This window comes from Cobetia sp. SIMBA_158, assembly GCF_046566945.1.
Taxonomy (GTDB): Bacteria; Pseudomonadota; Gammaproteobacteria; order Pseudomonadales; family Halomonadaceae; genus Cobetia; species Cobetia amphilecti.
In genome coordinates, this window is sequence record NZ_JAWJYL010000005.1 from 255,741 (window position 1) to 278,917 (window position 23,177).

The 23,177-nt window shown below is 65.2% G+C and carries 19 protein-coding genes; 11 read left to right on the top strand and 8 right to left on the bottom strand.

Annotated features, from left to right (window positions below):
• Nucleotides 1–185: 185 nt before the first annotated feature.
• Nucleotides 186–1,286, top strand: a complete 1,101-nt coding sequence (locus R2R70_RS10485; protein WP_043331733.1) for a TRAP transporter substrate-binding protein — start codon at nucleotides 186–188, stop codon at nucleotides 1,284–1,286.
• Between the two features lie 154 nt (nucleotides 1,287–1,440).
• Here the strand turns inward: R2R70_RS10485 and R2R70_RS10490 are convergent, their stop codons facing one another.
• The gene (locus R2R70_RS10490) at nucleotides 1,441–1,875 is read right to left on the bottom strand and encodes an acyl-CoA thioesterase (RefSeq protein ID WP_043331734.1); all 435 of its coding nucleotides are present in this window, start codon (nucleotides 1,873–1,875) and stop codon (nucleotides 1,441–1,443) included.
• 454 nt (nucleotides 1,876–2,329) lie between these two features.
• Between R2R70_RS10490 and R2R70_RS10495 the strand changes: the two genes are divergently transcribed.
• The 6 genes from R2R70_RS10495 (at nucleotide 2,330) to cysZ (ending at nucleotide 10,325) form a co-directional block, all read left to right on the top strand.
• On the top strand, nucleotides 2,330–3,430 hold the full coding sequence (locus R2R70_RS10495) for a PstS family phosphate ABC transporter substrate-binding protein (RefSeq protein WP_410977952.1): 1,101 nt from the start codon (nucleotides 2,330–2,332) through the stop codon (nucleotides 3,428–3,430).
• Between the two features lie 113 nt (nucleotides 3,431–3,543).
• Complete coding sequence (locus tag R2R70_RS10500) at nucleotides 3,544–5,820, top strand: ABC transporter permease subunit (protein ID WP_410977953.1); 2,277 nt, start codon at nucleotides 3,544–3,546, stop codon at nucleotides 5,818–5,820.
• Nucleotides 5,817–7,613, top strand: a complete 1,797-nt coding sequence (pstA, locus tag R2R70_RS10505) for a phosphate ABC transporter permease PstA (RefSeq protein ID WP_410977954.1) — start codon at nucleotides 5,817–5,819, stop codon at nucleotides 7,611–7,613. The genes R2R70_RS10500 and pstA overlap by 4 nt, the downstream gene beginning before the upstream one ends.
• Entirely contained in the window at nucleotides 7,610–8,455 is an 846-nt protein-coding gene (pstB, locus tag R2R70_RS10510; protein ID WP_084589238.1) for a phosphate ABC transporter ATP-binding protein PstB, read from the top strand. Before pstA ends, pstB begins: the two co-directional genes overlap by 4 nt.
• Nucleotides 8,456–8,674: 219 nt before the next feature.
• Nucleotides 8,675–9,400, top strand: a complete 726-nt coding sequence (gene phoU / locus R2R70_RS10515) for a phosphate signaling complex protein PhoU (RefSeq protein WP_043331737.1) — start codon at nucleotides 8,675–8,677, stop codon at nucleotides 9,398–9,400.
• 196 nt (nucleotides 9,401–9,596) lie between these two features.
• Nucleotides 9,597–10,325, top strand: a complete 729-nt coding sequence (gene cysZ, locus R2R70_RS10520) for a sulfate transporter CysZ (RefSeq protein WP_107335789.1) — start codon at nucleotides 9,597–9,599, stop codon at nucleotides 10,323–10,325.
• 186 nt (nucleotides 10,326–10,511) lie between these two features.
• Here the strand turns inward: cysZ and phoR are convergent, their stop codons facing one another.
• From phoR to R2R70_RS10540, 4 genes are all read right to left on the bottom strand, one after another.
• Entirely contained in the window at nucleotides 10,512–11,834 is a 1,323-nt protein-coding gene (phoR, locus tag R2R70_RS10525) for a phosphate regulon sensor histidine kinase PhoR (protein ID WP_043331740.1), read from the bottom strand.
• Nucleotides 11,835–11,841: 7 nt separating this feature from the next.
• Complete coding sequence (gene phoB, locus R2R70_RS10530; protein ID WP_043331741.1) at nucleotides 11,842–12,531, bottom strand: phosphate regulon transcriptional regulator PhoB; 690 nt, start codon at nucleotides 12,529–12,531, stop codon at nucleotides 11,842–11,844.
• Between the two features lie 223 nt (nucleotides 12,532–12,754).
• Nucleotides 12,755–13,645 (bottom strand): 4-hydroxybenzoate octaprenyltransferase, encoded by an 891-nt coding sequence (gene ubiA / locus R2R70_RS10535; protein ID WP_410977955.1) that lies wholly within the window; start codon nucleotides 13,643–13,645, stop codon nucleotides 12,755–12,757.
• Between the two features lie 67 nt (nucleotides 13,646–13,712).
• Nucleotides 13,713–14,300 carry a chorismate--pyruvate lyase family protein gene (locus R2R70_RS10540; protein WP_410977956.1) on the bottom strand — a complete coding sequence of 196 codons (588 nt, stop codon included), beginning with the start codon at nucleotides 14,298–14,300 and terminating at the stop codon, nucleotides 13,713–13,715.
• Between the two features lie 309 nt (nucleotides 14,301–14,609).
• On the opposite strand from R2R70_RS10540, the gene R2R70_RS10545 reads away from it, so the two are divergent.
• The 3 genes from R2R70_RS10545 to R2R70_RS10555 all read left to right on the top strand — a co-directional run bounded on the left by R2R70_RS10545 (nucleotide 14,610) and on the right by R2R70_RS10555 (nucleotide 16,865).
• The gene (locus R2R70_RS10545) at nucleotides 14,610–15,809 is read left to right on the top strand and encodes an NAD(P)/FAD-dependent oxidoreductase (protein WP_410977957.1); all 1,200 of its coding nucleotides are present in this window, start codon (nucleotides 14,610–14,612) and stop codon (nucleotides 15,807–15,809) included.
• A 250-nt stretch (nucleotides 15,810–16,059) separates the two neighbouring features.
• A complete protein-coding gene (locus tag R2R70_RS10550; protein ID WP_024952843.1) occupies nucleotides 16,060–16,335 on the top strand; it encodes an HU family DNA-binding protein in 276 nt (91 codons plus the stop codon).
• A gap of 173 nt (nucleotides 16,336–16,508) precedes the next feature.
• Nucleotides 16,509–16,865, top strand: a complete 357-nt coding sequence (locus tag R2R70_RS10555) for a hypothetical protein (protein ID WP_216061084.1) — start codon at nucleotides 16,509–16,511, stop codon at nucleotides 16,863–16,865.
• A 179-nt stretch (nucleotides 16,866–17,044) separates the two neighbouring features.
• Here the strand turns inward: R2R70_RS10555 and R2R70_RS10560 are convergent, their stop codons facing one another.
• The gene (locus tag R2R70_RS10560) at nucleotides 17,045–17,461 is read right to left on the bottom strand and encodes a DUF2780 domain-containing protein (RefSeq protein WP_054556347.1); all 417 of its coding nucleotides are present in this window, start codon (nucleotides 17,459–17,461) and stop codon (nucleotides 17,045–17,047) included.
• Between the two features lie 190 nt (nucleotides 17,462–17,651).
• On the opposite strand from R2R70_RS10560, the gene yccS reads away from it, so the two are divergent.
• Nucleotides 17,652–19,904, top strand: a complete 2,253-nt coding sequence (gene yccS, locus R2R70_RS10565; protein WP_410977958.1) for a YccS family putative transporter — start codon at nucleotides 17,652–17,654, stop codon at nucleotides 19,902–19,904.
• 121 nt (nucleotides 19,905–20,025) lie between these two features.
• On the opposite strand, the gene recG is transcribed toward yccS, so the two are convergent.
• Together recG and R2R70_RS10575 are read right to left on the bottom strand one after the other, a co-directional pair.
• On the bottom strand, nucleotides 20,026–22,167 hold the full coding sequence (recG, locus tag R2R70_RS10570) for an ATP-dependent DNA helicase RecG (protein WP_213115061.1): 2,142 nt from the start codon (nucleotides 22,165–22,167) through the stop codon (nucleotides 20,026–20,028).
• The gene (locus tag R2R70_RS10575) at nucleotides 22,164–23,129 is read right to left on the bottom strand and encodes a hydrogen peroxide-inducible genes activator (protein WP_052384315.1); all 966 of its coding nucleotides are present in this window, start codon (nucleotides 23,127–23,129) and stop codon (nucleotides 22,164–22,166) included. The genes recG and R2R70_RS10575 overlap by 4 nt, the downstream gene beginning before the upstream one ends.
• Nucleotides 23,130–23,177 lie beyond the last annotated feature (48 nt).

A 23,177-nucleotide genomic window follows, 5' to 3' on the forward strand; every position in this document is an offset into this window, starting at 1 on the left:
CGCAGCCATGAGGCGCTGACAGCAGGCGCTGGCAAGAGGTGTAGCGCGGGGCAGGGGGCGCGGTATTCGTTCGCCATTACGGCCTTGGTGCAGTTGTGGGCCATCCATGGGTCGCGGCATAGTGGCAGACATGCTGTCTTGATGCCGCGTCATGCATTGCCCACAACTCGAACAAGGAAAGTCCCATGCAACGCCGCCGTTTTCTCTCTGCTCTGGGGGCCGGTGCTGCCGGTCTCGCCGCCGCGCCTTTCGTGTCCACCGCCAATGCCGCCGAGGGCGAGACCATCCACTGGAAGATGGTCACCTCCTGGCCGAAGAACTTCCCGGCACTGGGCACCGGTGCCAATGAATTCGCCAGCCTGATCGGCCAGCTCTCCGGTGGTCGCCTGCAGGTCAAGGTCTATGGTGCCGGCGAGATGGTACCGGCGCTGGAAGTCTTCGATGCCGTGTCCTCCGGTACCGCCCAGATGGGCCACTCGGCCTCCTACTACTGGAAGGGCAAGGTGCCCGCGGCCCAGTTCTTCACTGCGGTGCCATTCGGCATGAACACCACCGAGACCAACGCCTGGCTGTATCACGGCGATGGCATGAAGCTGTGGGACGAGATCTACTCACGCCACAACCTCAAGCCGCTGGCGGTGGGCAACACCGGCACCCAGATGGCCGGCTGGTTCAACAAGGAAGTGAACAGTCTCGAGGACATGAAGGGCCTGAAGATCCGCCTGCCGGGGCTGGCGGGCGAAGTGATGAATCGCATCGGCGCCAGCGCGGTCAATCTGCCGGGCAGCGAGATCTTCACCGCGATGGAAACCGGCGTGATCGATGCCACCGACTGGGTCGGCCCCTACAATGATCTGGCCTTCGGCCTGCATCAGGTGGCCAAGTATTACTACTCGCCGGCCTGGAACGAGCCTTCCGCCATCCTCGAAGGCACCGTCAATCTCGAGGCTTGGCAGGCATTGCCGGAAGACCTGCAGCAGGTGGTGATCCAGGCGGCCAGAATCGCCAATCACGCCATGGTGGATGAATTCGCGCTGCGCAACGCCACCGCGCTGACCTCGCTGGTCGAGGAGCACGGTGTAGAGCTGCGTGAATTCCCCCAGGACGTCTATGCAGCGCTGTTCGATGCCTCCAACGAGGTGCTGGACGAGTTCATCGCCAAGGATGAGGACGCCAGGCGCGTCTATGAGTCCTACCGCGCCTTCCAGCAGCAGGTCGCCCCCTGGTCGCGTATCGGTGAGCAGGCCTATCTGGATGCGCGTGGTCGGGTGCTCGGCGAAGCCTGAGCGAGTCTCTTTCGGACTGCCTGCCGCACTGTCTGCCTGACTGCCTGACTGCGTGACTGATTGTTGACGAAAAAGCCGCCCTCGAGGGCGGCTTTTTCTTGGCGTGTGGCTGACAGGAAGAGAGGCGAGGCGCCAGGCTCAGTCCTGCTCAGGATCAGTCCTGCTCCTCGATGATGGCGGTGCTGGCCTGCTCCGGTACGGCACGGATGCGGCCATTGTCATCGAGTGCCACCATCACGTAGCAGGCTTCGGTCACCTTGGTCAGTGCGTGTTGATTGCGCTCCTGCGGCGGGCGGATCCAGACCTCGACGGAGAGCCTGATCGAACTGCGCCCGACCTCGGCCACCTGAGTGAAGATATTGACCACCGAGCCGATACGCACCGGCGACAGGAAATCGAGGCCTTCGACGGCCACGGTGGCAGTGCGACCGTGGGCGACGCGCCCGGCGGCCAGCTCGCAGGCCTCGTCCATGCGGTGCATCAGCCAGCCGCCGCTGATGTCGCCATAGAGATTGGTGTCCTGGCGTTGGGCGATCAATTTGAGCGTCAGTGTGCCGTTCGGCGTCGGGATATCATCCAGAGCTTGCATGTCATGACTCGCTATCTTGTTGTTATAAAATGGTCATTTCATTTCTGCACCCTTGCGTCTGAAAAGGTGCGTCTTTTGGCGCAGGGCGCTGCCTTGTACAGGGGGCCTTATACAGGGCACTTCGGCAATCGCCGAAGAAAGTCACCGGGTGCCATCGATAGCATCAGCGCGACGCAGACCATGGCGGATGAGCCGCAGCGGCTTCATCATCTCCTGTATCCTACTCCGGCGGACAAAGCACTGTCCTCACTGACAAGGGACTGTCAGGAGATTTTTTGCGCTGCAGCATGGAGTATCGTTACTCAACGCAGCAATGACGGATACTCGCTGTCTTTCGCCATGCTGCATGGGCCGCCTTGTTCCACCGTCGCCTGCCCGTCACCACGGGCGTGGCAAGCAGCGGCCAGCTCCGTGTCGCATCGTCATCTTGTTCATTCTCTGGTGGGAAGTCGCCATGTCAGTTTCCGTCGGGTCGCTTGTCCGTTCAGGCTTTCGCGCCGTGTTCGCGTCGCGTCGCGGGTCATCCGCGTCCTCCTCACGCATGCCCTCCTCATGCGCGCCCCGCCTGCGCTCAGGGCTGCCGTCGTTGCGGCTGATGTCGCTTGCCTGCCTGCTGGGGCTCTCGACGCTCTCGGCTCCGGCACTGGCCGACAAGGTGCCCGAATATCGCCCGGTGTCCGGGGTGGTGGGCAACCTGACGGCGGTGGGCTCGGATACCCTGTCGGTGCTGGTGACGCGCTGGGCTGCCCAGCTGCGCCGCTATCATCCGGGGGTGCGCGTGCAGCTGCAGGCCGCGGGCTCCTCGACGGCACCGCCGGCATTGATCGCCGGCACCACCCGCATCGGGCTGATGTCGCGTCCGATGAGCGATCAGGAGCGTCAGGACTTCACGCGTGAATTCGGCTATCCGCCGTTGGGGGTGCCCGTGGCGCTGGATGCGATGGGCATCATCGTGCATCGCAGCAATCCGCTGGAGGAGATCAGCATCGCGCAGCTGGATGCCATCTTCTCCGCCACGCACAACTGTGGTGGCCAGGCGGCCAATCGCTGGGGCCAGCTCGGGCTGAGTGATGAGTGGAATGACCGCCAGATCACGCGCTTCGGGCGCAGTGCCACCTCGGGCACCTACGGCGCCTTCCGCCGTATCGCGCTGTGCGATGGCGACTTCCGCCTCGATGTCAGCGAACAGCCGGGCTCGGCCTCCATCATCGGTGCGGTGGGCTCCTCGCCCAATGGCATCGGCTATGCCAGCTTCAGCACCTCTTCGCCGCTGGTGAAGCAGCTGTCCGTCAGCCGTGAGGCGGGTGGCCACGCCGTCTTCCCGAGCCGGGCCAGCATTCGCGATGGCCGCTATCCGCTGACCCGCGCGCTGTATATCTACGTCAATCGCGTGCCTGACGAGCCGCTCCCGGCGCTGGAGCAGGCCTTCCTGTCATTGATCATGTCGCGTCAGGGCCAGCAGGCCATCCTGCGCGATGGCTATGTGCCACTGCCGGAAAAGCAGCTGCTGCACTGGCGTCAGCAATTGGGGCTGGAGGATGTGGATGCCCTTTGATTCGCCTTTGTCATCTCTCTGTCATCACTTGGACATAATCTCGGTGCCATACCCGCTTCATGCGTCTGCGGAGTCGACACTCCAGGGCGCGAATCCTTTCGTGGTGATATTTCATGTCGGCAGTTGATGCCTCCCGAATGCAGCGTCGTCGTCTGCGGCATGACCGTCTTGCCAGTCTGTGGCTGACAGCGGCCGGGCTGGGCGTGATGGTCATCGTCGTCGTGATGCTGGCCTATCTGGTCAGCGTGTCGTGGCCGCTGCTCAAGCCCGCCAGCGTCACGTCGCTTCCTCAGCAGGCGCTCGAACAGCAAGCGAGCGACCAGCAGATGCCTGCCGCTCAGACCGACCTTGACTGGCTGGCCGATCCTGACTGGCTGAGCGCCTTGCCTGACATGCCGCTTGCCGCGCGTGACGGGCTGCCTCCCGTGCTGGCCAGTGATGATTCGACGGCGGATTCGCGCACCTCGCCGCTGGCAGGTGTCTGGCTCGCGGATGATCGCCTGCAGGTGGTTCAGCAGTCCGCCGCTGGCGTTCGCCTGCGCGGCAGTGCCATCGAGGTTCCCGCAGGGCTTGAGCGCCGCCAGGCAAGCCTGGTGCTCAGCCGTGACCAGCTGTGGCTGCGCATTCCGTACGAGGAGGGCGATGGCCTGTGGCTGGCGCGTCTGGCCTTGTCATCTCCACACGCCTCCGCAGGCGCGCTGGAGGACGATGCAGCAAGCCAGACTCCGCTCTCCGAGTGGCAGCAGCAGTGGTTGCCGGGCACGGCCAGGCTGTCTTCGCAGCAGGGGCGTCTGCTGGTCACCGCTGACCGCGATGGCTTCACCCAGTGGCAACTGAGCGAGGCCTCCACCGGAACCAAGCCGCTGGCGCGCAAGCTGGCACATCACGCTGTGAGCTCTTCTGCCTCCGCGTCATCGCCGGCGATCACCGCGATCAGCGTCCTGCGTGGCGGTAGAAGCCTGATCGTCGGAGACGCCGCAGGTGGCCTGACCCATTACCTGTTGCCGGCGCACGCGCAGCCGCTGGTCAAGGCCGGCGTCTTTGACAGTGGCCTGTCGGCGCCGGTGGTGACGATGGCGGCCGCCCATCACAGCCTCGGCTTTGCCGCGTTGGACGCCAACGGCCGCCTTGGCCTCTATCTGGCCACCAGCGAGCGTCGCCGTCAGGTGCTGGACTGGCTGGATGCCTCTCGGGTCGCGGCAGGCGTGGCGCTGGAATTTGACAGTGATGACCGCCGCTTGCTGGCGTCGGCGGCCCGGGAAGCAAGGCTGCCCGGGCAGCTCGCTCAGGACGCGCCGCTGGGGGCGCTCGGCAAGGCCTATGCCGGGCTTGCGATACACGATCCTCATCAGGCCGTCGGGCTCGACGCCATCTTCGGCAAGGTCTGGTATGAGGGGCGCGCAGCGCCGGAGTGGATCTGGCAGCTGGAGAGCACCGGTACCCACGAACCCCGTCTGTCGCTGGTGCCCATCATGTGGGGCACGCTCAAGGCGGCGCTGGTGGGGCTGCTGTTTGCCGTGCCGTTGGGGCTCGGCTGTGCCATCCATGTCGCCTGCTTCATGGCGCCGCGCCAGCGTTCCCGCATCAAGCCGCTGCTGGAGATGATGGAGGCACTGCCGACCGTGGTGATCGGCTTCATCGCCGCCCTGGTGGTCGCGCCCTTCGTCGAGCGTGAGCTGATGGCGGTGTTGCTGGGGCTGGTCCTGATTCCGCTGGGCACCATGGTGGCCGGCTTCCTGTGGACCCTGTCGCCGCGCATATGGCGCAATCTGCTGCCGGAAAACATGGCGGCCTTCGGGCTGTTGCCGCTGCTGTTCGTGCTGCTGTGGCTGGATGTGACCATCGCCGGCCAGGTCGAGCAGTGGTGGTTCGACGGCGACCTCCGTCAGTGGCTGTTCAGCCACTACGGCATCGATTACGCCCAGCGCAACACCCTGGTGACCGGCATGGCGCTGGGGCTGGCGGTGATGCCGACCCTGTTCACGCTCAGCGAGGACGCCCTCTCGTCGGTGCCGCGCGGTCTGGCCGCCGGCTCCGCGGCGCTTGGCGCGACGCCATGGCAGAGTCTGCGCCGCGTCATCCTGCCTGCCGCCGCCGTCGGGCTGTTCTCGGCGATGATGATCGGCATGGGGCGCGCCGTCGGTGAGACGATGATCGTGCTGATGGTGGCCGGCAATACGCCGCTGGTGGATGCCAGCCTGTTCGAGGGCCTGCGCTCACTGGCCGCGACCCTGGCCATCGAGCTGCCGGAGGCCGAGGTCGGCAGCAGCCACTACCGCTTGTTGTTCCTCGCTGCCCTGGCATTGTTCGTCTTCACCTTCGTGGTCAACACGCTGGCGGAAGTGCTGCGACAGCGCTTCACGCCGCCCAATCAGGGGAGCTGGGGATGAGTCACCCTGACACCAATCGCGCCAGCTCCTCATTGCTGCGCCCGCGCGAGCCGCTGGTCGGGCGCCTGCAGCGCTACTGGCGCGACGGCGGCCCGTGGGGCTGGCTGAATGCCATGGCGGTCAGTGTCTCGCTGGTGCTGGTGCTGGGCCTGCTCAGCCTGCTGGTGGTGGGCTCCTTCAGTCATTTCTGGCCCTCACGGCTGGTCGAGGTGGAGCTGACGGCACAGCCGGGCCAGAGTCCCACGGCCCTGACTACCACGCGCGGTGAGCCGGCGGCCGACAATCGCCATCTGCTCGGCGAGCTGATGCACGAGGAGGTGCGCCGTGTCGCCTCGGGTGAGGGGGATGACGCTCGCCAGCAATGGTGGTTGCTGCAGACATCCTCACGTGACGGGGCCGCGGCCAGCTGGCAGTGGCTGCCGGAGACGCTGCTCGACAGGATGACCTTCCCCAGCCAGGCGCTGATGCTTGAAATGCGCGATGGCCGCACTCTCTACGGCATGCCACGGGCGCTGAGTGACCCGATGACGGGGGAGATGGACCACACGCCCGATGTCGGCGACGGGCCTGCACGGCCCTTGTCCGAGGACGCCGAGCCACTGTTTTCCCGCCTGAAGATGATCGAGAGCGAGCGCCGTCAGCTGCAGGCGCTACGCCTGGACAGTGAAGTCTTGAGCAGTCGCTATCAGGCGTTGCAGCAGTCGCTCGAATCCCGGCGCAGCGCCACTGCTGACGGTGCAGCGGCGCAGACTCATGAGGATGCTGAGCTCGAGCAGGAGATGCAGGAGGAGTTGGAAGAGGTGCGCAGCGCCTTCATCGAGCGTGAAGGTCAGCTGAGTGCCCTGCGTGATGCCCTGGCGGGCGGTCAGTTGCTGCTGGGCGGCAATGGCGGCTACGAAGGCCGCATCGCGCTCGATGATATCCGCAATGCCTGGCGGCCCAATGCGATGGGCTTCAGCGGCCGGCTGATGATGACGTTCAAGCGTTTCCGCGACTTCGTGGCCGGCGCGCCTACCGAGGGCTTCGGTGGCGTCTGGCCCGCCATCTTCGGCACCGTACTGATGGTGGTGCTGATGTCGATCATGGTGATGCCCTTCGGCGTGATGGCGGCGCTCTATCTGCACGAGGTGGCCCATCAGGGGCGCCTGACGCGCCTGACGCGCATCGCGCTGCGCAACCTGGCCGGGGTGCCCTCCATCGTCTACGGCGTGTTCGGTCTCGGCTTCTTCGTCTATGGGCTGGGCGCCGGAATTGACGAGCTGTTCTATTCCGAGCGGCTGCCGACGCCGACCTTCGGGACCGGCGGCATTCTGTGGGCCTCGCTGACGCTGGCCCTGCTGACCTTGCCGGTGGTGATCGTCGCCACGGAAGAGGGGCTGGCGCGCGTGCCGCGTCGTCTGCGCGAAGGCGCGCTGGCGCTGGGGGCGACACGTCTGGAAACGCTCAAGCGCGTGGTGATTCCGGCGGCCTCGCCGGCGCTGATGACGGGGCTGATTCTGGCCGTGGCGCGTGCGGCGGGTGAAGTCGCGCCGCTGATGCTGGTCGGAGTGGTCAAGCTGGCCCCGGACCTGCCGCTGGATGACAGCTTCCCGTGGCTGCATCTGGACCGCAAATTCATGCATCTGGGGCATCAGGTCTATGATCTGGCCTTCCAGAGCAGCGATGCCTTCAGCAGTCGGCCGCTGGTCTACGCGACCGCGCTGGTGCTGGTGGTCGTGATTCTATGCCTCAATCTGAGTGCCATTCGCCTGCGTCACATGCTGGCACAACGTTACAAGGGAGCCACCGAATGAGGCGTGACTCTGAACAGCCCAAGCCCCAGTTGTTTCTTCAGGAGACGCCTGCGCGGCCGGCTGAGGACATCTGCCTGGAAACCCGCCACCTGAGCCTCGATTATCAGGCACGTGTCGGCAAGGAGAACCAGACGCGACGCGCACTGGAGGATGTCAGCCTGCAGATCGCACGCAAGCGCGTGACGGCCTTCATCGGCCCTTCCGGCTGCGGCAAGTCGAGTCTGTTGCGTACCTTCAATCGCATGACCGATCTCGACGAACAGTCACGTCTTTCCGGCAAGGTACTGCTCGAGGGCGAGGACATTCATGCGCGCGGCGTGGACGTGCCGATGCTGCGCCGCCGGATAGGCATGGTCTTCCAGACGCCAAATCCCTTTCCGATGTCGGTCTACGAGAACGTGGCCTTCGGGCTGCGGCTGGTCGGCGAGAATGACAAGCGCCACCTCGATGACAAGGTCGAATCCTGCCTGCGCTCCGCGGCGCTGTGGGAAGAAGTGAAGGACCGCCTGCACGACAGCGCGCTGGGGCTCTCGGGTGGCCAGCAACAGCGGCTGGTGATCGCGCGGACACTGGCGGTCGAGCCGGAGGTGCTGCTGCTGGATGAACCGGCCTCGGCGCTGGACCCCATCTCGACCCTCAAGATCGAGGAGCTGATCCGATCGCTGCGCTCGCGCCTGACGCTGATCATCGTCACGCATAACATGCAGCAGGCCGCGCGGGTGTCAGACGATACCGCCTTCCTGCATGAGGGCCGCCTGGTGGAATTCGCCCCGACCGATCAGCTGTTCACCAACCCGCGGCGCCGCCAGACGGAAGACTACATCACGGGGCGTTTCGGTTAGCGCTCTCATGCGCGAACGTGCAGCCAGGTAGCCTTTTCGCCCTGATATTGCTGACGATGGCGGCCAGATACCGCCTTTGCGCCATGGGTGAAACATAACTGCAATCAAGTGTCGGCATGCTGAGGGGGAGCCCGCTGTGTCAGTCAGTAGTGGGCCATACTTGTCACGTCATTCATGTCACGCCCCCTGACTCGGTGGGCGACTTTCCGGGAGAGGGAAATGGATATCACCAGCGATTCGCACGGCAAGCATATCTCAGAGCAGTTCAATCACGAGCTGGATGCACTGAAGACACACCTGCTGGCCATGGGCGGACTGGTAGAGAAGCAGCTGCAGGATGCCGTCACGGCATTGCTGGAAGGCGACAGTGAAACCGCCACGCGGGTGCGCGACAACGACAAGGCTGTCAACGACATGCAGCTCAAGATCGATGACGAGTGCACCCGGGTGCTGGCCCGCCGTCAGCCGGCGGCCTCCGACCTGCGCCTGGTGCTGGCCGTCATCCGCGCCACCTCCGATCTCGAACGTATCGGTGATGAATCGAGCAAGATCGCACGCAATGCCATCTCGCTGGTCGAGAATGGCCAGAGCCCGCGCGGCATGGTCGAGGTGCGTCATCTCAGCCAGCACGTGCGCAGCATGGTGCGTGACTCCCTGACGGCCTTCGCGCGCTTCGATACCGACCTTGCCCTCAAGGTGCTGCGTGAAGATGCCTCGGTGGATCTGGAATATCAGAGCGCGATGCGCTCGCTGATGACCTTCATGATGGAAGACGCGCGCCAGATCACGCCGGTGCTCAACGTGATGTGGATTCTGCGTGCGCTGGAGCGCATCGGTGACCACGCCGACAACCTGGCCGAGTACGTCATCTTCCTGGTCAAGGGCGTGGACGTGCGTCACACCGATACCCATGACCTGAAGCCGCAGGACCTGGACAAGAAGTGAGCTGACGCGCTTCTCTGCCCCTGTGTCGCCTCTTTCGCCCCGCACCTGCCCACCGGCAGGCCGCGGGGCGATTGCGTCGTGGGAGCGCGAGCGATGTCAGGCGGCCGACAGCTGCGCCGCGCAGGCGGGAGTGCTAGGGTGTGGCTCCGGTCAGCCCGCTGGCTGGCCGGTTCTTTTGAGATGACGAGGACGTCGCATGATTGATGCCGTATCGGCGCTGGTCCGCGGGACCCGCATGGTCTATACCCCCGGGCTGCGCCGCTTCGTATTCGTACCGCTGGCGATCAACCTGGTGCTCTACAGCATCACGCTGTGGGTATTGTTCAACCAGTTCGGTGGCTGGATCGATTACTGGATGCTCAAGGTACCGGCGTGGCTGGACTGGCTCAGCTGGTTGATCTGGCCGGTGCTGGTGGTGAGTCTGTTGCTGGTGGTGTTCTTCACCTTCAGCCTGGTGACCAACCTGATCGCCGCGCCCTTCTACGGCATTCTGGCCGAGAAGGTCGAGCACCGTCTGGATGGCACCCTGATCGATGATGATCGCGGCCTGATGAAGATCGGCGTCGACTCGCTGGGGCGTGAAATGGCCAAGCTGGGCTACTTCATCCCGCGCATGATCGCGCTGTTCATCATCGGCTTCATCCCGGGCCTGAACCTGCTCTCGCCGCTGTTGTGGGGGCTGTTCTCGGCCTGGAGCATGTCGATCCAGTACCTCGACTACCCGATGGACAACCATCAGGTCAGCTTCGGTGACATGAAGCAGCGCCTCAAGGCGCGCTGGTGGCCCTCACTGACCTTCGGCGCCGCGGTGTTCGTCATGACGCTGGTGCCGCTGGCCAATCTGCTGTTCATCCCGGGCGCCGTCGCCGGGGCGGTACTGATGTGGCAGAGCCACTACCGTCAGTTGCCGGCGCCGCGTCGTTGAGACAGCCTGTCGCAGAGCTGGCTTGTCGCTGAACTGACTCGTCGCTAGGTTGGCACGTCGCTGAAATAGCCGCAGTGTCGTCTGATTGACCAAACGAAACGCCCCGCAGTCGCCTCCTTTCGAGGTGGCTGCGGGGCGTTCTGCGTTGGGCTGGCGTCCGGGTCAGATCATCACGGAATCAGCCCATCACTGGGCTAGCGCACTGCTGGCCTGGGGAGCGCTTGCCTGACAGGCGCGCTCGTCGGGGAAGTGACAGCGGAAGCGCGCACCCTCGCCGGGGTGGCTGTCGATCTCCAGATGGCCCTGATGGCGAATCAGCACATGCTTGACGATGGCAAGCCCGAGGCCGGTGCCTCCCGTGGCGGTGCTGCGGCCCTTGTCGATGCGGTAGAAGCGCTCGGTCAGGCGCGGCAGGTGCACCGGGTCGATGCCATCCCCGTCATCTTCCACCTCGACCAGCAGGCCCTGGTCATCCGCCTTCCAGCGCAGGGTGATATGGCAGTCTTCGGGGGTGTAGCGCACCGCATTGAAGACCAGATTCGAGATCGCGCTGCGCAGTTCCTGCTCCTCACCGCGCAGTGACAGGCTGGCATCGGCTTCGATGGAGAAGGTGTGGCGCCCCTGGGACAGGCCTTCGGCGTCGTCGCGGATATGGCCGAGCAGGGCGCTCATGTCGATGCAGCGACCATTGTCGGACAGCTCGTCGGTTTCCAGGCGTGACAGGGTCAGCAGGTCCTCGACCAGGTGCTGCATGCGGTCGGTCTGGCTCTGCATCTGGCCCAGTCCACGCTGCCAGCGCGGTGGCAGGTCATCGGCGTAATCGGAGTAGGTCTCGAGATAGCCGGCCAGTACCGTCAGCGGCGTGCGCAGCTCATGGGAGACATTGGCCACGAAGTCGCGGCGCATCTCTTCCAGACGATAGAGGCGGGTGACGTCACGCAGCATGACCAGACGCTCGTTGTCACCGAACAGGGTGATGGAGATCTGCAGCGTCAGGTTGTCAGACAGCGGCGACTGGAGCGTCAGCGGCTCGCGGTAGGCCAGCCGATTGAAGTAGTCGATGAAGACGGGGTCACGCAGATAGTTGGTGATGTGCTGGCCGCGGTCGTGGCTGGCCTTGAGGCCGACCAGCTGCTCGGCAGCGCTGTTCCACCATTCCATGTCACCGTGGTTGTCCAGCATCACCAGGCCGTCGCGCATGGCCTCGGAGGATTCCTGGATACGGTTGAGGATGCTGCGCAGTCGCTCCTGAGCCTGACGCTGGCCCTTCTGGTAGCGGTAGAGACGATCGAGCAGGTCTCCCCAGACGCCATCGCCGGGCGGCGGCTCTTCATGGGGATTGGTGATCAGCCAGGTGTAGAGGCTCTTCAAGTGCTTGAGATGGACGAACAGATACAGCGAAAGACCCAGCGCCAGGCCCCAGCCCAGATGGCCCAGCAGGCCACCGATCAGGCCGAAGCCACCGGCAAGGTAGCCGAGGCGCCATAGCTCGTTGGTCCAATAGCGCATGAATCCCTCAGGCCTGAGCGCTGAAGCGGTAACCGGTGCCGCGGACGGTCTGGATCAGATGCTGATGGCCTGTGCCCAGCGCCTTGCGCAGGCGACGGATGTGCACGTCCACGGTGCGCTCCTCGACATAGACGTTGCCGCCCCATACCTGATCGAGCAGCTGACTGCGCGTGTAGGCACGCTCCTGATGCGTCATGAAGAACTGCAGCAGGCGATATTCGGTCGGGCCGACATCCAGCGAGTTGCCATGGGCGGTGACGCGGTGGCTGGCCGGGTCGAGCATCAGGCCCTCGACTTCCACCGCCTCCTCGACCCCCTTGGGAGTGGTGCGACGCAGCACGGCCTTGAGACGGGCGACCAGCTCGCGCGGCGAGAAGGGCTTGGTGATGTAGTCGTCGGCACCGGCTTCCAGGCCTTGAATCTTGTTGTCTTCCTCGCCCTTGGCGGTCAACAGGATGATCGGCAGCTCCGAGGTGGTCTCGTCACGCTTGAGACGCCGCGCGAGCTCCAGGCCACTGGTACCCGGCATCATCCAGTCCAGCAACAGCAGATCGGGCTTTTCATCGACGACGATGGCGTGGGCGTCCTGGGCATTGTCTGCCTCCAGCACGCGGTAATCCGCCATTTCGAGGGCAACGGCGATCATCTCGCGAATCGAGGATTCATCGTCGACAATCAGTACGGTCTTGGAGCTCATCGCTAGATCCCATGCAGCAGTCGGCGCACGCGCCAGAATGACAAGTCGATGACGATTACAACCCGCTTATATGACAACGAGATGACAACTGCCAGCATGGCAGCTTGCACGCAAGCCTGCCAGCCACCTTGGAGGCGCGGCAGGCAGGCATGAACCGTGGGCTGGGGAGCAACAGAGGGCAGGGGTCGCTTTAAATTAAATAATACTAATGTTTATGCAGGCGTCAGCTCATCGGCCAGGTCGCCAGGGCGATACCGGCGAAGATCAGCAGACCCGTCCAATGATTGTTGAGGAAGGCCTGGAAGCAGGGCGCACGCTCACGCTCCCGGATCAGACGTTGCTGCCAGACGAAGGTGACGGCGGCGGCGGCCAGCCCCAGCCAGTAGAAGATGCCTAGCACCAGCTGCAGGCCGATGCCGATCAACACCGCCAGCATGCCCAGCTGCAACAGACCGATCATCAGCTTGTCGGCACGCCCGAACAGCACGGCGGTGGACTTGATGCCCACCTTGAGGTCGTCGTTGCGATCGACCATCGCATAGGCGGTGTCGTAGGCCACCGTCCACATCAGATTGGCAGCGAACAGCCACCAGCCGTAGGTCGGTACCTCCTCCAGCGTCGCGGCGAAGGCCATCGGAATCGCCCAGCCGAAGGCGGCGCCCAGCACCACCTGGGGCAGATGATGGAAGCGCTTCATGAACGGATAGCTGGCCGCCAGCAGCACGGCGACGATCGACAGCAGCACCGTGGTCAGGTTGGTGAAGCACACCAGCACGAAGGCGGCCGCGACCAGCCCCCCGAACAGCGTCAGCGCCTCGCGCTCCGAGATGCGACCCGAGGTCAGCGGCCGGTCTCGCGTGCGCTCGACATGCTTGTCCCAATGGCGGTCGGCGTAGTCGTTGATGACGCAGCCGGCGGCGCGCATCAGATAGACCCCGGCGATGAAGATCAGCAGGGTCGTGCGCTCGGGAATGCCATCTGCCGCCAGCCACAGTGCCCACAGGGTCGGCCACATCAGCAGCCAGGTGCCGATGGGGCGGTCCAGCCGTGTCAGGGCGAGGTAGTCGGCCAGTCTGGAAGGACGCGAAGCGGCGGAAGTGGATGACGCGGTCATCGGGGCTCCTGGGCGGGTGGTAGTGGGCAAGGGAAGAGAGGGAAACGAGGCCAGTCGGGCGCAAGGCTCAGGCCAGCTGCAGCGCGTGCTGGAAGGCCGGTGTGAAGCCCTCCTGCACCAGCACCTTGAAGCGACCATGCGAGAACATCGAGCGGCGCATCCACAGGCTGGTGGTGCGGGCCAGCGGCCTGGGGCTCGAAAGCACCAGCGGGGCACGGCTGACATCGATGGCGCTGCGGGTCAGGTCGGGCTGGCGAAACAGCCAATGGCCCAGCGAGCGCTCACCCAGCGTCGAGAGGCGATGACCGTGGGTCAGGTCCAGCGCCGCCAGCGAGCGTGCGATCACCCATGGCGTATCGCCATGACAGAGCGCCACTTCGCGCCGCCAGACATGCCGGCGTGAGCCGATGCCCAGCAGGCGTGCCTCATCCAGCCGCGCGGGGCCGGTGTCCTGCAGCAGCAGGCGCACGCGCAGGCCCTGGATTGGCTGGCCATCGCGTTCATCCTGCTGCTGCATGGCGCTGGCAAGACGCTGGGTCAGCGAGTCCGTCGAGGAGAGCCACGCCCACCAGCCGGCCGGCATGACACCTTGCAGCGTGGCAGCCGGCTGCCAATGGCGGCGCACCGCCGCCGAAGCAGCGGGTGCGGCGCGCATGTGCGAAGGCCAGCGAGGCGCAGGCTGGCATAGAGTCTCGGTTGACGAATGAGGCGCCTCACAGGTGGAGGTCTGTGGCGTGAGCGCTGCGCGATGAGGCTCGCCTGCTGGGCATCGGACCACGGTGAATTCCCTGTCAGGATGACGAAATGGCGAGTCTAGCATGGCCGGGCGGCAAGGCCTCCCGCTCAGGCATGCCTGCACTGCTGGCGGGCTGGTATGCTGGGCGCATTCATCGGCGTTCATGACGGACGCTGCTGGCGCTCTTTCATCAGCGCTTCCCTCGGATCGATCTCAGGAGATGGTGCCATGCGCGACCCTCGCACCCTTGTCATCATTGGTACCGGCATGGCGGGCATTGGTCTGGCGCGCGCGCTGCGTGCGCGTGACAAGGACAGCCGGCTGATCCTCATCAGCCAGGACAGCGGCCACGATTACGCCAAGCCCATGCTGTCCACCGCCTTCGCCAAGAAGATGTCGGCCACCGATCTGTCGCGTCAGGCGCCGGTGGCGCTGGTGGACGAGCTGAATGCCGAGCTGCGTACCCATCAACGCGTCACTGCCATCGACGGTGATGCCCGCCAGCTATGGCTGGGCGAGGAGTGTCTGGCCTATGACGAGCTGGTGCTGGCACTCGGCGCCGCGCCGCGTCGTCCCTTCCCCGTCGCCGCGGAAGTGGCCTCACGCGTGCAGAGCATCAATGATCTCGACGACTATGCGGCCTTCTGCGCGACGCTGGCGAAGGCCCGCGAGCGTGGGGAAGACGGGCACGTGGTGATTGTCGGTGCCGGACTGGTCGGCTGTGAATACGCCAATGATCTGACGGCCGCCGGCCACCGCGTCACGCTGGTCGCGCCGGAGGAAACTCCGCTGGATGGGCTGCTGCCGCAAGCACTGGGGCAGCGTCTGGGCGCGGCGCTGGATGGGCTCGGTGTGACGCGTCGCCAGGGCGAGATGGTCGAGACCATCGCCGCCAGCTCGGGCGAGGAGGCCGAGCGTCAGGCCGCGCCGGTCGAGGTGCGCCTGCAGAGCGGTCGTCGCCTGACGGGCTCCGTGGTTCTGCTGGCCACCGGGCTGGCGCCGCGCATTCGTCTGGCGCAGGCCGCGGGCCTGAGCGCCGGCGGCGACGGCATCCGTGTCGACCGCCACCTGGCCACCTCCCAGCCGCATATCTGGGCGCTGGGCGATTGCGCCAGCGTCGAGGGCGTCAATGCCATGTATGTCCAGCCGCTGCAGATGGCCGCGCGCACCCTGGCGGCCAACCTGTGTGGTGAGCCGAGCGTACTCGACTGGAAGGCGTGGCCGGTGCTGGTCAAGACACCGGTCTTGCCGGTGGTGGCCTATCCGCCGCGTTCGGCCGTGGCGCGCTGGGAAATCACCGGTGAAGGCGATGACCTCGAAGCGCGTGCACTGGATATGAACGAACGCTTGATTGGATATGCGTTGACAGGCGCCGCCGTTCGCAGGAAAGTCGAGCTAGCGCGGCAGGCGCCGCCGTTGCTAGGCTAGGCGATGCCATGATCGATGGTCGTAAATCCCTTGCTGCCAGCGCGGTCAGGCACGATAGTGAATGCTCCGTCAGACATGCTGCTCAGCGAGCGTCGTCTGACAGGTTGCTGCCATCGACAGGTTTGATACGGCAAAGCTTGCCGGGAGCGGATTGCGTCGCCGCCATACGCCACCGCTAGCAAGTGCAAGAACAACAATGGAAACGGCGGCTTGGCCGCCCGTGCAGAATGCCAAACCAGGAGGGCTTTTCATGCGCAAGCCAGAACTCGCTGCGGCCATCGCCGAGCGTGCGGATCTATCCAAGGACAAGGCCAGTCAGGTACTGAACGTGATTCTCGACGAGATCACTCATACCGTGGCCAAAGGCAATGACGTCTCACTGATCGGTTTCGGGTCATTCACCGTGCGCCAGCGTGCGGCGCGTACCGGCAAGAATCCTCAGACAGGCAAGCCGCTGACCATTCCGGCCAGCAAGACCGTTGCCTTCAAACCCGGCAAGTCGTTGAAGGATGCAGTGACCAAGTAACCTCGGCTCGTGCTTCAGCGCAGACCCGGGGTGGCTGTCGCCATGGCTTTCAATCGTCGTCATCAAAAGCCCTGTCGGCTGTCATGCTGATGCCACCGGTTCCGCCCTGCGGGGCCGGTGGCATTTTCATATGGCCTGCGTGACCGACGCTTCGCGATTCAAGGAATGACACCATGAAGCTCAAGATATTGCTGTGGGTGCTGGGTCTGCTGCTCAAGCGGGCCTTCAAGCGCGACCCCGAATTTCGTGCCGAGCTGGAAAAGCGTCCGCTGGACTGGGGTGTCGCGACCGAAGACATGAGCATCGCGCGTCACTACCGCATGTCCCACGCGGGCGTCAGCACGGGCAGTGGCCTGCCGGTGGATACCGAGCTTGAGCTGCGCTTCGCCGATAGCGACAGTGCGGTGGCCTTTCTGCTCAAGCCCTCGCCGCGTGCCTTCCTGCAAGGCCTGATGGACCAGCGCGTGCGTCTGGTCGGCGATTCGGCCCAGCTCAACCGCTTGCAGTCATTGCTCAAGCGCATTCGCTGAATGATCCTGTGCCGTGCCTGCATGAACGAAAGACGCCCCGCTGAGAGAATCAGCGGGGCGTTCTTTTGTCACGAGCAGTTGTCACGAGCAGTTGTCGCGAGCAGTTGTCGCGAGCCTTTCTTGCGAGCCTTTACTTGCGAGGGGCTGTTCGAGAAGACCCTCTCAACGCCCTCGAGGCGTCACAGCAACTGCTTGAGGCCCGGGATGCCTTCGAGCACCTGGTCGACCACGCCATCGCCGGCTTCTTCGCGCGCATAGCTCAGCGTCTCATCGGCCACGCCGCGCGCCTGGTCCATGTTCAGGTCCAGCCCCATCAGCTTCTGGCCCAGTTCCAGCGCACCGCCACCGCTGCCGCCGGTGAAGGCGCTGACGGCGCCCATCAGGCCGCCCATGAGGCCACCGCCACCGGACTCGGCGGCTTCCTCGCCTGCGCTGCCGATCAGGCCTTCCGCCCCCGGAATGGCGCCCAGCAGTGAAGCGGCCGGGCCATCCGGCCCCTGCTCACGCACGAACTTGAGAACCATGCCGACCGCCTGCTCGGCGATTTCCGGTGACAGCCCGAGGGAGCCAGTGACGCGTTCGATTAGAGGATGCATCGGTATTCTCCATGAAAGCCAATGAGGTCAGGAGTCTTCAGAGTGGCACGTCGCGGCGATTCGACATTCGACGCGCCCGCCAACGCTTGCATGCGCCATGGCTCTCGGACACGGCAGAACGGGGTGTTATGCTAGCGATATAAATCTAAAGTCTAATGCGCTGCCCGGCGCCCTGGTCACGGAACACTTCATGACACGCTCTCTCCTGGACTCCCTCATGCACTCCCTGCGTCGTCTGTGGACGCTGGATGCCTTCAGCTATTCGCTACGCATGTTGATCGCGCTGGGTGGCGTGATGGCGGTGGGGTTCTGGCTCGACGAGATGGCGGTGGTGATTCCGCTGTTTCTGGGCGTGATCGCCTCGGGGCTGGCGGAAACCGATGATCACTGGCGCGGCCGACTGCGCGCGCTGGGCATGACGCTGGCCTGCTTCAGCATCGCCGCCGTCTCGGTGGAGCTGTTGTTCGGCATGCCGCTGCCCTTCGTGATCGGGCTGGCGCTGGCCACCTTCGCGATGCCGATGCTGGGCGCCATCGATGCCCGCTACGGCGCCATCGCGCGCGCCTCGTTGATTCTGGCTGTCTACACCATGATCAGCCTCGAGCAGCAGCATGGAGATGGTCAGATCGCGGTGCTGGAGCGCAGCCTGCCCGAATGGCTGCGGGAGCCGGGGTTGGGCATCAATCTGGTTCAGCCGTTGCTGCTGGTGGTGGGCGCGACCTGGTATGGCCTGCTCTCGGTCGTGTGGTGCGCGTTGTTCTCGCGCCAGCCGCTCAAGCACAGCATGGCGACGCTCTATCGTGAGCTGGGGCGCTACCTGATTCTCAAGGCGCAGCTGTTCGAGCCGCTGCGCAATGTCGACCAGTCTGCCCGGCGTCTGGCGCTGGCCGAGCAGAACGGTCGCGTGGTGGTGGCGCTCAACCAGACCAAGGAGATGGTCTTCCGGCGTCTCGCCGGGCGGCGCGATACCACCAAGCTCGACCGCTACCTGCGCCTCTACTTCATCGCCCAGGACCTCCACGAGCGCGCCAGCTCCAGTCATTATCCCTACGGCCAGCTCACCGACGCCTTCTTCCATCACGACATCCTGTTCCGCTGTCAGCGCCTGCTGGAGCAGCAGGGGCGCGCCTGTCGCGGGCTCGGCAAGGCGCTGTTGATGCGCCAGCTCTTCGATGCCAGTGACAGCCAGCAGGCGCTGGAAGACCTCAATGCCTCGCTCGTCTATCTCAAGCAACAGCAGCGGCCCGAGTGGCACCATCTGATGCAGGCGCTGGAGGCACTGGCCAGCAACCTGCGCCTGATCGAAGGCCAGATCGCGCGCCTGAATGATCTCGAAGCCGTCAGCAATGAAAGCGACAACAGCCTGCTGGACCGCTCGCCCCACGGCACGCGCGACATGTTCGAGCGTATCCGCAGCCACCTGACGCCGCGCTCGCCGATCTTCCGCCATGCGCTGCGCCTGACCGCGACGCTGGTGGCCGGCTATGGCGTGCTGCTGGCGGTACACCCGACCCAGGGCTACTGGATACTGCTGACCGGGCTGTTCGTGTGTCGTCCCAGCTACGGTGATACGCGCCGCACGCTGGCGCAGCGAATTCTGGGCACGCTGATCGGTCTGGTCGCCGGCTGGGCGCTGATCAGTCTGTTCCCGGCGCCCACGATCCAGGCCGGGATCGCCGTGGTCGCGGGGGTGCTGTTCTTCGCCACCCGTGGCTCGCGCTATACCCTGGCCACCGCCGCCATCACGCTGATGGTGCTGGCGTGCTTCAACCAGGTCGGCGATGGCTTCGATCTCATCTGGCCGCGGCTGTTCGATACGCTGGTCGGTGGCCTGCTGGCCGGGCTGTCGGTGGTGTTGATCCTGCCGGACTGGCAGGGCCGCAAGCTCTACCGTCAGGCCGGCGTCAGCCTCAAGACCAGCGGCCGCTATCTGGGCGAGGTGCTATCCCAGTACCGCCATGGCAAGCGCGATGATCTGGCCTACCGTCTGGCGCGGCGCAATGCCCACAACGCCGACGCGGCCTTCTCCAATCTGCTGGCCACCGCGCGCAAGGAGCCCGGCCACTTCCGTCGCGATGTCGAGCCGGGCTTCGGCTTCCTGCTCCACGCGCATACCGTGCTCGGCTATCTCTCGGCACTGGCAGCGCATCGTGGCGAACTGGAATCGACCGCCTCGGCCAGCAGTGGCATCGAGACGCTGCTGCGCCATGGCGAGCGCCTGAGTCAGCAGCTGACGGCGTTGGGAGAGCAATTGGAGGCGGGCGGTGAGATCGCCGTCACGCTGGACAGCGAAGATGAGATCGCGGCACTGGAAGCCGAGGTCGAGCAGGTCGAATCCACCACTGGACGCCTGGCGCTGTCACAGCTGATTCTGGTGCTGCGGCTGTTGCAGCCACTGGAAAGCGCCGGCACCCAGCTGATCAAGGCCAGCCGCGCCAGCTGACCTGTCCTGACTGACCGGTACTGAAAGACAAGTGCTGTAAGACAAGTACTGTCTGAGCGACTGGCGCGGCGGGTCGGGTGATCGAGTGCCTGGATGAACAGAGAAGCAGCGGGCAGCGCGCTCAGACGGCGCCGTATTGCCCGGCCGCCTCGCCCAGCCAGCGGCGAATCAAGGGCTCCGCGGCCTGCGGGGCCTCGCTGAGGATGGCATCGGCCAGTGTGGTGGTCGGGGCGATCAGGTCACTGTCACGCTCGAGATCGGCGATCTTCATCCCCGCCAGCCCCGTCTGACGCGTGCCCAGCACTTCGCCGGGCCCGCGTAGCTCCAGGTCCTTCTCGGCGATCTTGAAGCCGTCGGTGGTCTCGCGCATCACCGCCAGGCGCTGCTTGGAGTGCTGCGACAGCGGCGGATGATAGAGCAGCACACAGAAGCTCTCGGTGCTGCCACGCCCGACACGGCCACGCAGCTGGTGCAGCTGCGACAGGCCGAGACGCTCGGGATTGTCGATCACCATCAGGCTGGCATTCGGCACATCGACCCCGACCTCGATCACCGTGGTCGCCACCAGCAGGTCATGCTCGCCATCCTTGAACGCCGCCATCACCTCGGCCTTTTCGGCTGCCTTCATGCGGCCATGGACCAGGCCGATGGACAGCTCCGGCAGCGCCTCGGTCAGCTCGTCACGCGTCACCTCGGCGGCCTGGCAGGTCATCACCTCGGATTCCTCGATCAGCGTACACACCCAATAGGCCTGGCGGCCCTCGGAGCAGGCGGCGCGGATGCGCTCGACCACCTCGGGGCGGCGCGGGTCGGCCACCGCGACGGTCTGCACCGGGGTGCGTCCCGGCGGCAGCTCGTCGATCACCGACAGATCGAGGTCGGCGTAGGCGCTCATCGCCAGGGTGCGCGGAATCGGCGTCGCGGTCATGATCAGCTGGTGCGGTGTCAGGCCACCGGCTTCCCCCTTCGCCCGCAAGGCGAGGCGCTGATGCACGCCGAAGCGGTGCTGCTCATCGACGATCGCCAGCCCCAGGCGCTGGAAGGTCACATCGGCCTGAAACAGCGCATGCGTGCCGACTACCATGCGGGCCCGGCCATCGGCGATGGCGGCCTTGGCATCCAGCCGCGCCTTGCCCTTGAGCTTGCCGGCCAGCCACGCCACCTCGATGCCCAACGGCTCCAGCCATTCGCGGAAGTTGCGATAGTGCTGCTCGGCGAGAATCTCGGTAGGCGCCATCAAGGCCGCCTGACAGCCGCCGCCGATCGCGATCAGCGCCGCCAGTGCGGCGACCACCGTCTTGCCCGACCCCACATCGCCCTGCACCAGGCGCAGCATCGGCACTTCGCGCGCCAGGTCGCGGCGCACATCTTCCAGCACGCGATGCTGGGCGCCGGTCAGCGAGAAGGGCAGCTGGGCGAGAAAGCGCGTGCTGAGGCCGCCACTGGCGCTCAGCGAGGGCGCGCCATCCTGCTGGATACGCGCGCGCACCTGACGCAGGCTCAGCTGGTGGGCGAGCAATTCTTCCTGGGCGAGGCGGCGCTGACTCGGGTGCACGCCGTCGCTCATCTGGTCGACGGGCGCATCCGGCGGTGGCTCGTGCAGAAAGCGCAGGCACTCGATCACGCCGGGCAGGCGAAAGCGCGTGCGCAGCGCCTCGGGGATCAGGTCCGGTAGCTCATGGGGCGTCTCCTCGAGCTGCTTGAGCGCCTGGGCGATCAGGGCACGCAGGCGCGCCTGATTGAGACCTTCGGTAGCCGGATATATGGGCGTGAGGTGGTCTTCCACCGGCGCGGCCCCCTGGCTGAGCAGGCGGTATTCCGGATGGTAGATCTCGAGACCGGTGGCCCCGGCGCGTGCCTCGCCGAAGCAGCGCACGCTGTGGCCACGCTGGAATTGCTGCTGCTGGGCAGGGGAGAAGTGGAAGAAGCGCAGACTGAGGATGCCGCTGCCATCGCGCAGGCGTACCAGCAGGCTGCGGCGACGGCCCTTGACGATGTCACAGGCCGTCACCTCGCCTTCGACCACCGCTTCCATGCCGCTCTTGAGCGTGCCGATGGGCGTGACGCGGGTCCGGTCCTGATAGCGCAGTGGCAGATGGAACAGCAGGTCTGCGACGCGCTCCAGTCCGAGGCGCGACAGCTTCTCGCTCAGCGCGGGGCCGACGCCGCTCAGGCTGTCCAGCGGTTGGGCCAGCGCGCCGGTGGCAAAGACACCGGCGCTGGCGGGCCCGGCAGATGAGGCTTCCGTGCCCGCCCTGCTCATGCCGGTTCGTGGCTCTGGGAAGCGGAGCCCTGCATGCCGTTCTCATTGCTCTGGCGCGCACGATTGGAGCACTCGGCGATCGCCTGGCTGATCACGTCGATCGCCTTGGGGCGCGGGAAGCTGGCCCGCCATGCCAGCGCCACGCTGCGGCTGGGCGCCGGGTCCTTGAAGGGACGCGTCTCGAGCACGCCGCTCTCGTAATGACCGGTACCGGTCGCCGAGTAGGGCAGCACGGTGATACCGAGACCGGAGGCGACCATGTGGCGAATGGTTTCCAGCGACCCGCCTTCGGCGATCAGCGTATTCTCGGGGTTGTTGATCTGATTGCCGATGGCCGGGCAGGCCTCGAGAATCTGATCACGGAAGCAGTGGCCCTCGCCGAGCATCAGCAGACGCTCGTTGATCAACTGCTCCTTGGCGATGCTGTCCTGCTCGAGCAGGGGGTGGCCGGCCGGCAGCAGGACTTCGAAGGGCTCTTCGTAGAGGATCTTGGTCAGCACGTCGGTCTCGGTGAACGGCAGTGCGACGATGATCACGTCCAGCTCGCCATTGCGCAGCTTGCGACGCAGGTCGCCGGTCATGCCTTCCTCGATGTAGAGCGGCATCTTCGGCGCACGCCGCGTCAGTTCCGGCACCAGGTGCGGGAAAAGATACGGTCCAATGGTATAGATGGCGCCGATGCGCAACGGGCTGGAGAGCTGATCCTTGCCGGAATTGGCCAGTTCCTTGATCACGCTGGACTGCTCCAGCACGCGCTGAGCCTGCTGAACGATCTTCTCGCCGAGCGGTGTGACCTGTACGGTGGACTTGGAACGCTCGAACAGTGCGACTCCCAGCTCTTCCTCAAGCTTCTTGACGGCCACCGACAGGGTGGGCTGCGAGACGAAGCAGCGCTCTGCGGCGCGTCCGAAATGACGCTCCTGGGCCAAGGTTACGATGTAGCGGAGTTCTGTTAGAGTCATGATTCCTGCCCGGAACTGGCATCCTGGGATGCGGTGGGTACCGATTCG

What these genes read in the sequence shown, in the direction of transcription:
- R2R70_RS10485 (WP_043331733.1), top strand. Translation starts at nt 186, where the DNA reads ATGCAACGCCGCCGTTTTCTCTCTGCTCTGGGGGCCGGTGCTGCCGGT.
- R2R70_RS10490 (WP_043331734.1), bottom strand. Translation starts at nt 1,875, where the DNA reads ATGCAAGCTCTGGATGATATCCCGACGCCGAACGGCACACTGACGCTC.
- R2R70_RS10495 (WP_410977952.1), top strand. Translation starts at nt 2,330, where the DNA reads ATGTCAGTTTCCGTCGGGTCGCTTGTCCGTTCAGGCTTTCGCGCCGTG.
- R2R70_RS10500 (WP_410977953.1), top strand. Translation starts at nt 3,544, where the DNA reads ATGTCGGCAGTTGATGCCTCCCGAATGCAGCGTCGTCGTCTGCGGCAT.
- pstA (WP_410977954.1), top strand. Translation starts at nt 5,817, where the DNA reads ATGAGTCACCCTGACACCAATCGCGCCAGCTCCTCATTGCTGCGCCCG.
- pstB (WP_084589238.1), top strand. Translation starts at nt 7,610, where the DNA reads ATGAGGCGTGACTCTGAACAGCCCAAGCCCCAGTTGTTTCTTCAGGAG.
- phoU (WP_043331737.1), top strand. Translation starts at nt 8,675, where the DNA reads ATGGATATCACCAGCGATTCGCACGGCAAGCATATCTCAGAGCAGTTC.
- cysZ (WP_107335789.1), top strand. Translation starts at nt 9,597, where the DNA reads ATGATTGATGCCGTATCGGCGCTGGTCCGCGGGACCCGCATGGTCTAT.
- phoR (WP_043331740.1), bottom strand. Translation starts at nt 11,834, where the DNA reads ATGCGCTATTGGACCAACGAGCTATGGCGCCTCGGCTACCTTGCCGGT.
- phoB (WP_043331741.1), bottom strand. Translation starts at nt 12,531, where the DNA reads ATGAGCTCCAAGACCGTACTGATTGTCGACGATGAATCCTCGATTCGC.
- ubiA (WP_410977955.1), bottom strand. Translation starts at nt 13,645, where the DNA reads ATGACCGCGTCATCCACTTCCGCCGCTTCGCGTCCTTCCAGACTGGCC.
- R2R70_RS10540 (WP_410977956.1), bottom strand. Translation starts at nt 14,300, where the DNA reads ATGCGCGCCGCACCCGCTGCTTCGGCGGCGGTGCGCCGCCATTGGCAG.
- R2R70_RS10545 (WP_410977957.1), top strand. Translation starts at nt 14,610, where the DNA reads ATGCGCGACCCTCGCACCCTTGTCATCATTGGTACCGGCATGGCGGGC.
- R2R70_RS10550 (WP_024952843.1), top strand. Translation starts at nt 16,060, where the DNA reads ATGCGCAAGCCAGAACTCGCTGCGGCCATCGCCGAGCGTGCGGATCTA.
- R2R70_RS10555 (WP_216061084.1), top strand. Translation starts at nt 16,509, where the DNA reads ATGAAGCTCAAGATATTGCTGTGGGTGCTGGGTCTGCTGCTCAAGCGG.
- R2R70_RS10560 (WP_054556347.1), bottom strand. Translation starts at nt 17,461, where the DNA reads ATGCATCCTCTAATCGAACGCGTCACTGGCTCCCTCGGGCTGTCACCG.
- yccS (WP_410977958.1), top strand. Translation starts at nt 17,652, where the DNA reads ATGACACGCTCTCTCCTGGACTCCCTCATGCACTCCCTGCGTCGTCTG.
- recG (WP_213115061.1), bottom strand. Translation starts at nt 22,167, where the DNA reads ATGAGCAGGGCGGGCACGGAAGCCTCATCTGCCGGGCCCGCCAGCGCC.
- R2R70_RS10575 (WP_052384315.1), bottom strand. Translation starts at nt 23,129, where the DNA reads ATGACTCTAACAGAACTCCGCTACATCGTAACCTTGGCCCAGGAGCGT.